24 protein-coding genes are annotated in these 13,747 nt (G+C 24.8%); 6 read left to right on the top strand and 18 right to left on the bottom strand.

All coding sequences use genetic code 4. The annotated features are described in order from the left end of the window. Window positions 1-91: 91 nt before the first annotated feature. The 15 genes from AACL22_RS12720 to AACL22_RS12790 form a co-directional block, all read right to left on the bottom strand. Window positions 92-241 carry a hypothetical protein gene (locus AACL22_RS12720; RefSeq protein ID WP_338992661.1) on the bottom strand — a complete coding sequence of 50 codons (150 nt, stop codon included), beginning with the start codon at window positions 239-241 and terminating at the stop codon, window positions 92-94. Between the two features lie 14 nt (window positions 242-255). Further along, window positions 256-525 carry a hypothetical protein gene (locus AACL22_RS12725; RefSeq protein WP_338988785.1) on the bottom strand — a complete coding sequence of 90 codons (270 nt, stop codon included), beginning with the start codon at window positions 523-525 and terminating at the stop codon, window positions 256-258. 15 nt (window positions 526-540) lie between these two features. Next, window positions 541-1,101 (bottom strand): hypothetical protein, encoded by a 561-nt coding sequence (locus tag AACL22_RS12730; RefSeq protein ID WP_338988787.1) that lies wholly within the window; start codon window positions 1,099-1,101, stop codon window positions 541-543. A 9-nt stretch (window positions 1,102-1,110) separates the two neighbouring features. Beyond that, window positions 1,111-1,476 (bottom strand): hypothetical protein, encoded by a 366-nt coding sequence (locus tag AACL22_RS12735; protein ID WP_338989348.1) that lies wholly within the window; start codon window positions 1,474-1,476, stop codon window positions 1,111-1,113. Between the two features lie 12 nt (window positions 1,477-1,488). After that, window positions 1,489-2,418, bottom strand: a complete 930-nt coding sequence (locus AACL22_RS12740) for a hypothetical protein (protein WP_338989349.1) — start codon at window positions 2,416-2,418, stop codon at window positions 1,489-1,491. Beyond that, window positions 2,402-2,545, bottom strand: coding sequence for a hypothetical protein (locus tag AACL22_RS12745; RefSeq protein WP_338992664.1), 144 nt, complete (start codon window positions 2,543-2,545; stop codon window positions 2,402-2,404). The genes AACL22_RS12740 and AACL22_RS12745 overlap by 17 nt, the downstream gene beginning before the upstream one ends. A gap of 42 nt (window positions 2,546-2,587) precedes the next feature. Further along, window positions 2,588-3,025 carry a hypothetical protein gene (locus AACL22_RS12750; protein ID WP_338989874.1) on the bottom strand — a complete coding sequence of 146 codons (438 nt, stop codon included), beginning with the start codon at window positions 3,023-3,025 and terminating at the stop codon, window positions 2,588-2,590. Window positions 3,026-3,120: 95 nt separating this feature from the next. After that, complete coding sequence (locus AACL22_RS12755; protein ID WP_338992667.1) at window positions 3,121-4,347, bottom strand: hypothetical protein; 1,227 nt, start codon at window positions 4,345-4,347, stop codon at window positions 3,121-3,123. A gap of 18 nt (window positions 4,348-4,365) precedes the next feature. Next, window positions 4,366-4,824: a hypothetical protein gene (locus tag AACL22_RS12760; RefSeq protein WP_338992670.1), complete on the bottom strand. Its 459-nt coding sequence runs from the start codon at window positions 4,822-4,824 to the stop codon at window positions 4,366-4,368. Window positions 4,825-4,835: 11 nt separating this feature from the next. Further along, on the bottom strand, window positions 4,836-4,994 hold the full coding sequence (locus AACL22_RS12765; protein ID WP_338989005.1) for a hypothetical protein: 159 nt from the start codon (window positions 4,992-4,994) through the stop codon (window positions 4,836-4,838). Window positions 4,995-5,207: 213 nt separating this feature from the next. Beyond that, on the bottom strand, window positions 5,208-5,939 hold the full coding sequence (locus AACL22_RS12770) for a hypothetical protein (RefSeq protein WP_338992673.1): 732 nt from the start codon (window positions 5,937-5,939) through the stop codon (window positions 5,208-5,210). Window positions 5,940-6,644: 705 nt separating this feature from the next. Continuing rightward, window positions 6,645-7,058: a hypothetical protein gene (locus tag AACL22_RS12775; protein ID WP_338992675.1), complete on the bottom strand. Its 414-nt coding sequence runs from the start codon at window positions 7,056-7,058 to the stop codon at window positions 6,645-6,647. A gap of 6 nt (window positions 7,059-7,064) precedes the next feature. Next, window positions 7,065-7,304, bottom strand: coding sequence for a hypothetical protein (locus AACL22_RS12780; protein ID WP_338992678.1), 240 nt, complete (start codon window positions 7,302-7,304; stop codon window positions 7,065-7,067). Window positions 7,305-7,397: 93 nt separating this feature from the next. Beyond that, the gene (locus tag AACL22_RS12785; RefSeq protein WP_338992681.1) at window positions 7,398-8,165 is read right to left on the bottom strand and encodes a hypothetical protein; all 768 of its coding nucleotides are present in this window, start codon (window positions 8,163-8,165) and stop codon (window positions 7,398-7,400) included. Window positions 8,166-8,182: 17 nt separating this feature from the next. After that, on the bottom strand, window positions 8,183-8,644 hold the full coding sequence (locus tag AACL22_RS12790) for a hypothetical protein (protein ID WP_338992684.1): 462 nt from the start codon (window positions 8,642-8,644) through the stop codon (window positions 8,183-8,185). A gap of 82 nt (window positions 8,645-8,726) precedes the next feature. Between AACL22_RS12790 and AACL22_RS12795 the strand changes: the two genes are divergently transcribed. The 5 genes from AACL22_RS12795 (at window position 8,727) to AACL22_RS12815 (ending at window position 11,592) form a co-directional block, all read left to right on the top strand. Beyond that, a complete protein-coding gene (locus tag AACL22_RS12795) occupies window positions 8,727-8,990 on the top strand; it encodes a hypothetical protein (RefSeq protein ID WP_338988774.1) in 264 nt (87 codons plus the stop codon). 140 nt (window positions 8,991-9,130) lie between these two features. Beyond that, window positions 9,131-9,841, top strand: coding sequence for an IS3 family transposase (locus tag AACL22_RS12800; RefSeq protein ID WP_338993122.1), 711 nt, complete (start codon window positions 9,131-9,133; stop codon window positions 9,839-9,841). Between the two features lie 370 nt (window positions 9,842-10,211). Continuing rightward, entirely contained in the window at window positions 10,212-11,129 is a 918-nt protein-coding gene (locus AACL22_RS12805; protein ID WP_338992687.1) for a hypothetical protein, read from the top strand. 12 nt (window positions 11,130-11,141) lie between these two features. Next, window positions 11,142-11,333, top strand: coding sequence for a lipoprotein (locus tag AACL22_RS12810; protein ID WP_338992690.1), 192 nt, complete (start codon window positions 11,142-11,144; stop codon window positions 11,331-11,333). After that, on the top strand, window positions 11,290-11,592 hold the full coding sequence (locus AACL22_RS12815; protein ID WP_338992691.1) for a hypothetical protein: 303 nt from the start codon (window positions 11,290-11,292) through the stop codon (window positions 11,590-11,592). Before AACL22_RS12810 ends, AACL22_RS12815 begins: the two co-directional genes overlap by 44 nt. Before the next feature lie 74 nt (window positions 11,593-11,666). Here the strand turns inward: AACL22_RS12815 and AACL22_RS12820 are convergent, their stop codons facing one another. The 3 genes from AACL22_RS12820 to AACL22_RS12830 form a co-directional block, all read right to left on the bottom strand. After that, on the bottom strand, window positions 11,667-12,032 hold the full coding sequence (locus tag AACL22_RS12820) for an integrase core domain-containing protein (protein WP_338992693.1): 366 nt from the start codon (window positions 12,030-12,032) through the stop codon (window positions 11,667-11,669). 75 nt (window positions 12,033-12,107) lie between these two features. Then, window positions 12,108-12,596: an IS3 family transposase gene (locus tag AACL22_RS12825; protein WP_338993124.1), complete on the bottom strand. Its 489-nt coding sequence runs from the start codon at window positions 12,594-12,596 to the stop codon at window positions 12,108-12,110. Further along, on the bottom strand, window positions 12,563-12,826 hold the full coding sequence (locus AACL22_RS12830) for a hypothetical protein (RefSeq protein WP_338988774.1): 264 nt from the start codon (window positions 12,824-12,826) through the stop codon (window positions 12,563-12,565). The genes AACL22_RS12825 and AACL22_RS12830 overlap by 34 nt, the downstream gene beginning before the upstream one ends. Window positions 12,827-12,985: 159 nt before the next feature. Between AACL22_RS12830 and AACL22_RS12835 the strand changes: the two genes are divergently transcribed. Further along, complete coding sequence (locus tag AACL22_RS12835; protein ID WP_338992696.1) at window positions 12,986-13,738, top strand: segregation and condensation protein A; 753 nt, start codon at window positions 12,986-12,988, stop codon at window positions 13,736-13,738. The last annotated feature ends 9 nt before the right edge of the window (window positions 13,739-13,747 follow it).

Genomic DNA, 13,747 nt, shown 5'->3' on the forward strand with positions numbered 1-13,747 from the left:
AAAGTTATTAATTAATTTAGTATCTAATTGTTGATTAGTAAGTGGATTATAAATGCTAATTTCTAAATCTCGTGGATTTAAAAAATTAGCATTATCTTCACAAATTCTTTTTTTTTAAAATCTCATTATGTTTTTGAACAGTAACATTTTTACGATTAGTAATAGTTGATGCTAAATTAAGATAATAACTATCAATATCATAATCTTTTTTTATTTTCTTTTTTGCTGGTAACAATCCCATTTATAACTTCCCCTTTATTTTGTTTCTTCTTTTTTAATAACATCTTCAATACTATCTTCTTTTTGTTTTTTGTTATGTGTTTTGATAAATCTAATTGTTTCAATAATCAAAACTATAATTCCAGCTCCGATAAGCATTGCTGAAACAATAACATATGCCGGTCAAGAAATACCTAATGTTTTTTCTCCTATAAAACAAATAATAATTCCTGCGATAAAAAACAATGATGAAACTCCAAAGATTTTCAAAAACATAATTACATCTTTAATATTTACTTTTGACATAATAACATCTCCTTTCTAATTTACCTTTTTTCTTTCAATAAACACAAATCCCAAAGGTCTAAATGTTGCTGGACCATTAACTCCAATATTAATCAATCCATCAGGATTAATAGATAATGCTAAACATGCACTATTAACACCTATTTGATCATATATAACACCTATTGTTTGTCTAAAACTATGCCTTGTTTGCAACATCCCTTGACTTTTTAAATCTCCTTTGATATTTTTTCCTGAGGCTCAAATTCTATAAATATAATTTTCTTTATCAAAATTAGGAATAGTATATCCTTTTTGTCCAACTTTAAAATCACTAGTATCAACAATTTCTCAATCTGGAACTTTTGGTATAACAATTGATTTTTTTAATTCATCTAAAATTTCTTCTTTTATTTTTGCAAGTTTTTCATCTTTAATTTTTTCTATAACAAGTTTATCTAATAAAGCATCAACTTCTAATTGAGTATAATATGCTTCTAAATCAATCATTGTTAAATCAATACCTTCTTCTTGAAAAGTACGAAACATTTTCTTTAAAGTTGTTAAATTAGCCAATGATTTTGCATAGGTAGGCAATAGACCTTGTTAAGTAATCATAGGGTCATTTTGCGATGAATAATTAATATCACCAACACTCATATTTGCCAAAGTAAAAAATTCAATTGGAATGCGGTTAAATGTTCAATGCTCAATCGTAATAAACACCATATTAATACAAATTTTCTTTAATAATGGATCTTTAAATGTTTCAAACTTTAGTTTTGAAAATGGATAGTTTAAGTAAGAATTAATCATATTTTTGGCTCTTAAAGCAAATGTTTTAAATCATAATTCTACATCACCTTTAAAGAACTTATTATAACGAACTGGAACTTGTGTAATTTTACCTGTCATTGGAATAAAATTATTATAATTTTCCAAAGTAACATTTTGTCATAATTCATTTAACATTTAATCATCTCCTTATCATTTACTTTTTTTAAAATATATTTTCTTTAATATAAATTTTTTACTATTTAGTAATGTTTTTGTTTTAATTGTTTTGTTTAAATCTTGTTTTGTTCTGAGTTGTTTATATGCTTGAAATACTAGTCCATTACCTAACAAACTAGTAACCACACTATCTTCTAGCGTATTTAACAATTTATCTTTATTAAAGTTATTTTTAAATTGTTCTTGCATTTTTAATATCTTAGCAATTATCCGATATATTTTAAAACTATCTTTTACTACTTGCTGATAAACAAGTGGGGCAAAAGAAACTAAATTAAACAAACTTGTTTTTTTAAATCCCCAACCAATAAACCACTCACTGTTCATATAGAATTTAAACGGTTCAGGAGCCAAAACAAACTGTTCTGCTTTGATTAAAGTTGTCATAACGACAATAGGGACATATTTAGGATTTTTATAATATATTGTTAAAGCAACTTCTCCCGCAACTGATAATGGAACAATTTTTACTGCTAAAAAAACATCAGAACCATAAGCAAAGGGTAATAATTGGCCTTTTTTAATAGCTTTAGTTTCAAATTTAGAGAATATTTTTTTAGTTTTATCAGTAATTTTATTAATTACTTTTTGTTTAATTGTAATTATTTGTTTTTCAATTGGAGCTAATAATTTTTTAGTTACTTTTTGAATATAAAAATTTGGGTTTAAATGATTTAAAATTTTATTTAATTTAATTGGTGTTTGGTGAAAAATATTTAATAATTTATTATTATATATTTTACTGCTCCGCATTAAATTAGCATTTAATAGTAGATTTTTACCAACACCTTTTTTATGAAGATTAGTCATAATGTTATATCACTCATTAGTATTAATTTTGCTTATTTTATCAATATTTAATCCATATTCATATAACAATTTATTAGCATTTTTTTTCATTTACGCACGGTATTTTTTGAACTAATGTAGGGCTTATTTTTTGAATATTTTTCTCAATTTTTAATAAATTATTAATTGTTTCTAAATTAGAAACTTTAAAACCTTTATAAAAATCATTTCGGGCCAATTTACCAAATGTATATAATAAAGTTTCATTATTAGCCTGCTTTTAAAAATCAAATATTAATTTATCAGATAAAATCTTTTTGCCTGTAACTTGTTTTACAACATCTTCTAAATTATTAGCAGTTATTACACCTAATTTTTCAAGTAATTTAGTTTCTTTTGCTAATTTTAAAATTCTAGTTGTTCGAGCAGCACGCGTTAATTTACCAACACCGCCAATTGCTGGTAACAAATTTAAGGCGGTACTTTTTGCTGTTACTTCTGATGTTAATTTATCATATATTTGATTTACGGCAAAATCGGTTGCTGTTTCTACTCCAAACGAGATAAATGCTGCGGCAAAATTAGATAATCCCGTACCAAGACCAACAGCCGAAGCAATACCACCAGTTAAAACTGATAAACCAAGAGCTAAAACTTGAATTCCTAAAAATTCTAATAACTGTAAACCAAAATTTTTTTCTTGTTGTTGGATTGACAATCTAGTTGGATTTTTTTAACAGCATAAATAAGAGCTGTTTTAGATGTTCTAATTGGCATATCTATCAAACGAAAAAGTACTATTTTTTAGTACTATTAAGAATTTTTAATTTTAACATCAATCGGAGATGTTTGACCAGTAGCGTTGTTTTTACCTTCAATTTGAACAGAAACAGTTTTATCATTTGTAATATTAATTGGTCAATCTTCACCTTTACTTTCAATAAAGTAATCAAAATCACTTTCAGTTAAAGAACTATTTACGGCTTTAACTGCTTTTAAAACAACATCTTTAAATTGTGGTTTTAACTGTTCTGCTGTTGTTTGTGTTGGATTTACAACATGAATAGTTGGTTTATCTAATTTATTAATTTTACTAATATCAATTTTTGTAACAATATGTTTAATAATTCCTTTAGGTTCAACTACTGCTCCACCTAAATATAAAACTCTTTCCATAATTAAAGTATTACCCATTCCAGTACCTAACGCAGCAGCACCAACCCTTAGCGGAGTATGGTCTTTTTTGCGTAAAATAAGAGGATCATATTTTTTACTAAATTTAAAGGCAATTGCATTAACTCCGTTTGGTAATAATTCAATTGTTCCTTCTAAACCATCTTTATTAATAATTGGTAATTTTTTAGGAACCATATAATATGTTGTTCCTTCAACAGTTTTCATTGCTCCACTTGTTTCAATTACGCTATTTATTTGGTCATTTGCGCCAAGTTGTAACTGTAATTTATTACGAATTCCACGAATAAAATCAGCCGAATCCAAGACAACTGTTTCTGATGGGGTAAAGCCATTTTCATATATTTTATCCATAATTTCATCGTGGATTTGTAAAGCATTTGTATCATCTGATTTTTGTCCTTGAATAGTTGTAACAGTTCCTTTATTAATAATTTCTAAAATTTTATTGCGTTTATAAGCAACTTCAGTATCCATTGCTTGCTCAATATCAGCCGCCCAAAGATTGGGATTAAAATCACTTTCTACGGGGTCTAATTTACGAGCAAAAGTTAAAATTGTATCTAATTCAACTGTTCCATCTTCAAACTTTACTTCAGTATAGTTTAAAAGACTGTCATCAGTATTAAATACTTTTTTATCTTTTCCTATACCTTCATTATATTTAATATTTTTCTTTCTTTTATATGTTAAACCAAACTTATTTGCTTCTTTTCACGCAAATAATGCCTCTCAGCTAAATTTTTGTTGATAAGCTTGTAAATATCATTGGTCAAATGATTCACAATCTTTTTGTGTTGCTTGATTAACAATATCGCCGAATATTCTTTGTGGATTTTGTGCCATAATTTTATACCTTCTTTCTTATTTATTAAATACATTGTCTGTATCTAAAATATTGTTTTCTTTATTTTCTGATTTTGGTACGCCACCAGTATTAACTGTTTGTACCTTAATTAATTCATCATAAACACTCTGCAATTGTACTTTAATGATTTCAATATCATCAGTAATATCATAAGATTTTAATAAAACATTTTTAAAATCTTCATTATCAGTTAAAGAATTAATAAAATCAATTACTTCAATTTGTTTTAATTGAATTGTTTGTTCTTCAATTTGTGAAGTTAATTCAGTATTTTTTGTTTGTAGTTCGTTGATTTGTTGATTACTATTTTCTAAATTACTTGCATTAAATTCTTTAACTTCAACAGTATTTTCTAAAATAATTTCAGCAGTTTTAATATCTAAACTACCATCTTCATTTTTAATAGGTTCATTATTTTTATCAATAAGAACAAATTTTACATTTTTTAATGCCATTGTTTTTCCTCCTATTTTTTAATATTTGTATTTGTTCTTTTTCTAATCGCTTTTTGTATAATTTCGAAACTATCGACTCGAAAAGATAAAAAATAGCGTTTAGTTTTTATATTTAACTGATTAAATACTGAGCCTTTAATTTTTATCTCATCATCTTTTTTTAATTTCAAAAAAGCAGATACAACTGACGGATTATAAATTGATAATGTTGAGTAATTTAATCCTTCTCACTGACATTTCGCAGAACAAGCATCAACTTCAACACCAGCAGCAACCAGTGCCTTAATTTTAGTTTTAATTGGGTTTTCATGTAATCTAACAGTTAATTCTAATTTATTAACTTTTTTATTTTAGATTTATTAGTTATTGATTTTTTAAGTAAATTACTTTTTGTTTGTGCCATTTTTATCAACTCCTTCTGTTATAAAATATTGTAAATGTTTTCAAGCATCGTGTTCGTGCTCTGTCATTTTAATATTTCCTTTATAAATATAATTTTTCTTAACAACTGGCGATTGTAAAACATAATTTAAATTAAATAGATATTTACATAAAACTTTTAAACCACCAATGAATTTAGGAGTAGCTAATGGATTTTTTATTTTTAAACCTTTATTAAGTTGATAATCTTCAATTATTACAATAACTTTATTTAAATAAGAACAAATTTTATTTTTAAACTCATTTAATATTAAATACATATTATTTATTGCTTCTTCTTCATTTTTAGAATTAAAAGTAATATTATTAATTATTTTCTTTTGCAAAACATTATAAATAATCATACCAGTTTGTCCAATTCCAACAGGGTCAATTGCAATAATATATTTTAATTTATTTGTTTTATTTTTTTTGTCAATTTGTAATATTTTTCATCCATCGGATGCTAAATCTAAAATATCGTTAATTTTGTAATGTTGCATATAAGAAGCAATTACATCTCAATTGTTTTTAAATAAAATTAAGTACATTTTGGCTCATTCTAAACATTGCAAATCATAATGCTTTTTATGATGTGAAATACGACAATTAACAGGCTGACAATTAACTCAATCAAATGACGTTGTTATTTCATTTCAAGTTTTATTAATATACAAACTTTTATATTCTGTCATTTATCTATACTCCTTAATTATTTTTATTTGTTGCTCAAATTTCATCATTAATATCATTTACCGTTACTAGATAAGCTCGTATCATTAATTCTTGTAATTTATTTTTAATTTTTTTATTTCATTTTTTCATCAAATATTTTCCTTTCTGTAAAAAACATAATATTCCTTTATTGGTTAATATTTTGATATTTAGTAAATAATTTATTTTAGTATTTAATTACTTCGCCCCCGCTTCACTTTGAAGGTGAGCGGGGGCGGGATAAGATATTTTGATAGAGTTTACCCCCATACGGAAATAAACAAAGAAACAGTTTACCCAGTTATTAATTACGCTTCATCCATCCCTAGACAACTTTATATAAAGAAAATAACCTTTTGGAGTTCCAACCCTCTTGTTTTTTTAGTGTCCGATATTGTTTTTTCGGTTTAACAGCACTCTTTTTATGAAAACAAGCAAAAAACACGCGCTCTGACATTTCGCAAGTGATTAATCTTGCCGAGAATTAAAGAAATAAATAGGAGTAGTAAATCCAATCGCTTTCACACTTTCTTTAAGGCTTCGTGCCATAGATGAGTTATTCATCTTTAAGCATCAAAATATTAAATTTTAAGTGCCGCATTATTCATCGGATAATACCTTTATTGAAAGGATTTATAAAAATATTGTTTATTTTGTGTAGGGAAAACAGAATTTAATCTGTTTTTTTATGATAAAAGTTCTAAATTTAAAGATACTATCCGATGAATAATGCAAATAAATTTATGTTTTTTAATATAAAAATAAAAAAAAAACAATCTCACAAGAGTTGTTTTTTGCCGGTTCATCGTACAGGACGCCATATTATTATCTTTTTCTAATTGACTTAATATTTGTTGTATTTCTTTTTTATGACCTTTTTTAATTAAATCTAAATAAGTAAATGGATTTAATCACTGATAAATATCTTCAACTTTATTTGTAATTTTATTATATTTATCACTAATATAATTAATTGGCTTTAATATTTTATTTTTAACTTGATTAACTCTATTAATTAAATTTACAAATTTACTTATTAAAGGTTTATTTTCTAAATTAGATACTAATAAAGTTAAAACGCGTAATATTAGTAAATTCATTTTATATTAACCTTGATTATTTGGTTTTGATTCTGGTTTTGATGCTGAAATTAGATAATCAACTGGAACTCTAAAAGTTTTATTTAGATTACTTTTAGCGGCAGTAATTTCATCTTGGCTTGGTTGTTTTTCCAAAATAATTTTACATGTTTTTGGATATAAAATTGTTGGTGTTGCATATTGTACTTTACCAATTCATTTAGGATTAGCAGTATCATTATCTAAAACTTGTTGAATAGTATCCATATTAATTGGATATGCTCATACTTGTTTATTAATAATTAAACCATTTACATTAGTAAAATTATAACCTTTATCACGATTAACTTGTCCTTTTGTCTATATTTTTTCTAAATGAAAACTTTTAGACACAGGAATACCCATTGCAGTATTTTCATATAATTCACCATTAACCATTGCTTTTAATTGAGCTTGTGAACCAATTACTTTTAAATAAGCAGGTGTTAATCCTAAATATGCTCTTCGTCCTAAAACCATAAACATTTTATCTGTTGGTAAACCAAAATATAAATTACTAATTTGATTTGTTAATTCAATCAAAGTTTCATTTAATGTAAAGAATGCTTTATTTGCATCATCAGCATTTTCAGCTGTATAACTACGAAATGGAATTACTTCATATTGAGCATTTGCTAAACAATAATCATAAATAGCCTGAATTAATTCACATTCTAAATTAACAAATTTATTCTGTACAACACTAGAAATAGCATCAGCAATAACGCCATTTTTAATATTTTGTTCTATTAATGCTAAGTCAAAAGCTTCATTCATTAATTTTAAATTAAATCTTTTATCAATCGGAACTGGAATTCTTGTTAATCCCATTGTTTGAGTTGTCCCACCATTTGGTAATGAATAATCATCTTGTCATACTACACGATGAGTTAAATTATATAGTGCTTGTCCTGCATTTGGTAATCAAGCAACTTGTTCTGCGGTTGCAGTAGCATACTGCATAATACTTGCATATTCATTATATAAAGGTCCACGCAATAAAGCATTAACCATATCAACATACGCTTTTTGGTCTGTTGTATTATCTTGTAATATAAAAGGTACTTGTGGCAAATTAATTGTTGCCATAATATTTCACTCCCTTATTATCTAAGGTTTTTAAGTGTATAATCAGTTATTTTTTTAATTTCATCAGGAGTATATGCTCCTTTTTCTTTAATAGTTTCAATTTCATCATTCTTATTTTCAGTAGACTTTTCAATCATTTCTTTAATAATATTAGTTGGTGAAACTGATGGTTGTTCGTGTACAAACAAATCAGGTTTTAATTCTTTTAAAGTTTGCATTTTTTCAAATAAAGAATTACCACTAACTTTATCTAAATTAGCTTTAATATCTTCAATTTTAGTGGGTGGGACATCTTTAAATGCTTTTAATTCATCTAATTCATTAGCAACTTTTAAATAATCTTCTTTTGAAATAGTATCTTTTCGTTTTTGTATACCTTCAATAATTTGTTTTGTTTCATTATGAAATTCATTTAAAATATTATCTGCAATTTCTTCACTTAAACCTTGTTCGATTAATTGTTCTTTTGTAAGTGCCATTTTTTAAAACTAGAGTGCACCCAAAAAAGTAAGTAAAATAAAAAAAGATTTTGCTAAATTTTTATAGGGGGTGCATTTTTATATGGCAAAAAAAGGACAAAAATATAACAAATATACATCAGAATTTAGAACAAAAATCATTGAGGAAATTAAACAAAAAAGTTGTTGAATAGTAGCAAAACAATATAATATAAATGCAAATACAGTAGAATCTTGATGAGCAAATCATAAAAAAGGAAAATTAAACAATCCTAAAGGACCTAAAATTTCTTTTGCCAAAAGAAATTTAGAATATTATAAAACAAGGTATGAATTATTAAAAAAGCTCCATGACTTTTACAATTAAGCAAACTAAGAATTGTCTCTTTTATTAAACAAAATTTTTGTGAATATTCAATAAAATTATTACTAGAAGTAACAGGGTTAAAACGTAGTTATTGAGATAAATATAAAAATTATGACAGTAGCAAAAAAGATAAAAAAGCAATAAATGATATTGTAAAAGTCTATGAAGAAAATTTAAAACAATTTGGTTATCGAAGAATTACTAAATATTTAAAGGAAGATTATGGTATAAAATATAATTCAAAAAAAGTTTTAAGAATTATGCGTGATAATCAAATACAATCTGAATATGTAAGAAAAATGAGAAGAAAAATGAAATATAAACAGAATAAAGAAAAAAGCTTATTGCAATATCCTGATTTAATTAATCGTAAATTCAATGATATAAAAACAAGGTTTTCAGTACTATATACTGATGTAACATATTTAATTTGAAAAGGAGAAAGATATTATCAATCAACAATTATTGATGGATATACTAAAGAAATAGTTGATGTAAAGTGATCTAAATATAATGACAATAAATTAGTAATGGATAATTTAAATGATGCAATTAATAAAATAAAATTAATAAAAAAAGATCTGAATGGAATAATAATTCACTCAGATCACGGATATCAATATACATCCACTATTTATCACGATAAATGTTTATCTAACGGTATTACAATTTCAATGGGAAAAAATTACCACTGTGCAGATAATATTGTTATAGAAAGTTTTCATTCATTACTTAAGAAAGCTACAATCCATAATAAAATATATAATTCACATGAAGAATATATACAAGATATTATAAAATGAAATACATGATATTCAAATCGTAAAGAAAAAAATATAATTAAGAAATAGTAAATACTTTTTTATTAGTACTTACTAAAATGGGTGCACTCTAAACCTCTCTTTTTTTATTCTTGTTCGAATAACAAGTCAGCATAAGTCTTTTTAAGGCGGAAAGCATAAACCGTAAATTACTTTTTTGTTAAAAGGATAAACTGTTAACATTATTTTACACTATTATTTTAATAATACAACTATTAATATAGAGAAGAATTAAAATATAACTTAATATATTTCATTGCTAATATACCCCTTAAAACGCGTAATAAGAGTTATTTAAAAAGATAAAATTTTTAAAATAAGCGCTAATTTTGCTTGTATATATATAATACTGGTAAATCTTGATAAAAGGTTTCAAGATAAAAAAAGGAGAAAAACAAGTATGAAAAAATTGCTTAGTTTATTAAGTGTATTAACAATTAGTGGAACTGCTGTACCAACAACAATTGCCGCTAGTCCTTTTCAAAAAGAAGAAACTAAATTAGAAAATAATGAAATTAGTTATTTACAAACAAATAATTTAAAAAATTTAAATAGAGTTAAAAGACAAGAAATAACATATCCAATATTAGAAGATGTGTTAATTGATTTAAGAAAAACTAGCATGAAAAAACCAATGGAATTTCAAATAACTAATTCATGATGTGTTATTGCAGTTTTAAAAAATATATTTGATAATAATATGTTTAATAATAAAGATCTTAAAGAAATGAAACAAGAAGAAATTGCAAGTTTTTTTCCAGAAAATGCAAATAAGGGTGTTAAAATATCAGAAATAATTAAACTATTAAACTCAAACTCGATAATTAAAGAAAATTTGGGATTTAATTTAAAGAATATTAATTTAAATCGATTATTTTGAAATAGATTAAATGAAATAGAAAAAGCAATGTGGATAAGACATTTAATATGAGAATCTCTTTCTAGACAAGCTCCTGTTATGTTTGGCGGTTTATTTGATGAAAAATATGATGGTGAAAGTGATAACCACCATATACACGCTGCATTAATTGTTGGAATCAAACCAAATAAAGAAAATATACTTGAAGATACTTATTATGTTAGAGATCCATGAAAAGACAGTGAAGATGAATTTATTCTAGATGATCAAACTACAGAAGTTTCAATGACAGGGGAACAAATTTTTAATATTTTATTTAATCAAACAAAAAACGGTAGCGTATTCGGTAAAGTATTAATACACGAAGATGTTTTTCAATTATTTTGTGAAAAAGCTATTAGTATTTTTTCATCAATTTGAGAAATGACAGAACCAGAATTAATAGCAGCTATAGTATAGTGGAATTAAAATATGAAAAAAATATTAAGTATCATAGGAACAATCACTTTAATTGGAACAAGTACAACCAGTTTAGTTGCTTGTAATACAAATATAGCACTACAATACACCGAAGAACAATTAAAAGAACTAAAAGAAAAGAATAAAATAAATACAAAAGATGGTATTTTTAGAATGAATAGCACCACAAGAAAAACCATTTAATGAGGTTGATAATAAATATTATTATGTAGTATGGCGTGGTGATAAAAATGATAGTTGATATTTAACTAAATTTAATAATAATACATACGATACAATAATTATTAGAGGTTATAAAGATGATCATAGTTTAATGTATAGAGTTAATGGGTATTTTGGAATACATAGTAAAAAAATAATTTTGAAGGAAAAGAGTCTTATTTCCATTATTGAAAAAATAAAAATGATAATTATTTTAAAACAGTTTATCGTTGAAATTTAAATACACAAGAACCTAATTTAATTATTGATAATGATGGAAATGTAAAAGTTAATGGTGAATAAAAAAGAGAATTATTAGAGTGCACCCATTTTAGTATGTACTAATAAAAAAGTATTTACTATTTTTTTAATTATATCTTTTTCTTTACGATTTGAATATCATGTATTTCATTTTATAACATCTTGTATATATTCTTCATGTGAATTATATATTTTATTATGGATTGTAGCTTTCTTAAGTAATGAATGAAAACTTTCTATAACAATATTATCTGCACAGTGGTAATTTTTTCCCATTGAAATTGTAATACCGTTAGATAAACATTTATCGTGATAAATAGTGGATGTATATTGATATCCGTGATCTGAGTGAATTATTATTCCATTCAGATCTTTTTTTATTAATTTTATTTTATTAATTGCATCATTTAAATTATCCATTACTAATTTATTGCTATTATATTTAGATCACTTTACATCAACTATTTCTTTAGTATATCCATCAATAATTGTTGATTAATAATATCTTTCTCCTTTTCAAATTAAATATGTTACATCAGTATATAGTACTGAAAACCTTGTTTTTATATCATTGAATTTACGATTAATTAAATCAGGATATTGCAATAAGCTTTTTTCTTTATTCTGTTTATATTTCATTTTTCTTCTCATTTTTCTTACATATTCAGATTGTATTTGATTATCACGCATAATTCTTAAAACTTTTTTTGAATTATATTTTATACCATAATCTTCCTTTAAATATTTAGTAATTCTTCGATAACCAAATTGTTTTAAATTTTCTTCATAGACTTTTACAATATCATTTATTGCTTTTTTATCTTTTTTGCTACTGTCATAATTTTTATATTTATCTCAATAACTACGTTTTAACCCTGTTACTTCTAGTAATAATTTTATTGAATATTCACAAAAATTTTGTTTAATAAAAGAGACAATTCTTAGTTTGCTTAATTGTAAAAGTCATGGAGCTTTTTTAATAATTCATACCTTGTTTTATAATATTCTAAATTTCTTTTGGCAAAAGAAATTTTAGGTCCTTTAGGATTGTTTAATTTTCCTTTTTTATGATTTGCTCATCAAGATTCTACTGTATTTGCATTTATATTATATTGTTTTGCTACTATTCAACAACTTTTTTGTTTAATTTCCTCAATGATTTTTGTTCTAAATTCTGATGTATATTTGTTATATTTTTGTCCTTTTTTTGCCATATAAAAATGCACCCCCTATAAAAATTTAGCAAAATCTTTTTTTATTTTACTTACTTTTTGGGGTGCACTCTAAGTTAATCACTTTTTTGTTTTAATGTCTTTAATTTTTTAAAAAATAGCGGTATTATTAACTAAGAAAATAAACATGGGAGAGAAAGAATGTTACATTTGCCGCGCTATGAAGTAAAACTTAATAATTTTTCAGGACCATTAGATTTGTTGTTGCATTTAGTTAAAGAAAAGGAAATGGACCTTTTTGCAATTAAATTGACAGAAATTACTGATCAATTTTTAGCATATATTAGAGAAATGGAACAATTAAATATTGAAATTGCATCAGAATATTTAACAATGGCAAGTTATTTAGTTGAGACAAAAACAAAATTAGTGTTACCAAAAGAAGAAGTTGAAATTGATGATAATTATGAAAAAGATGCTCGTGATGAACTAATTAATCGTTTACTAGAATATAAAAAAATTAAAGAAGTTAGTCAATATTTTAAAGATCAACATCAAGAGGGAATTCGTTATTTGTCAAAACCACGAACAATTATTAAAGGAAATCCAATTAAAGAAGAAGATTTACCATTGTCGCCAAAAATTAATATTGATAAATTAACTAATAGTTTTTTAAAAATGTTAGAACGAATTAATGCAGCAAAACCATTAGAATCAAATGTTGTTATTACTGAAGTTTCTCCAGAAGAAATGGCGGAGCGAATTATGGCATTATTAGCGCAAGATGATAAAGAATGAACATTAGAAGAATTGCTAGGTAATTTTACTTTATCATTACAAGTTTTTGTTGCTTGTTTTATTGCTTTGTTAGATTTAGCTCGTCATCAAAAAATTGAAATTGAGCAATACCAACATTTAAAAGCAATTTACATTAGACCATACTTACAGAAATAGGGGAATTAA

Origin of the sequence: Spiroplasma endosymbiont of Seladonia tumulorum (genome assembly GCF_964020235.1) — a bacterium.
Classification (GTDB): Bacteria; Bacillota_I; Bacilli_A; order Mycoplasmatales; family Mycoplasmataceae; genus Spiroplasma.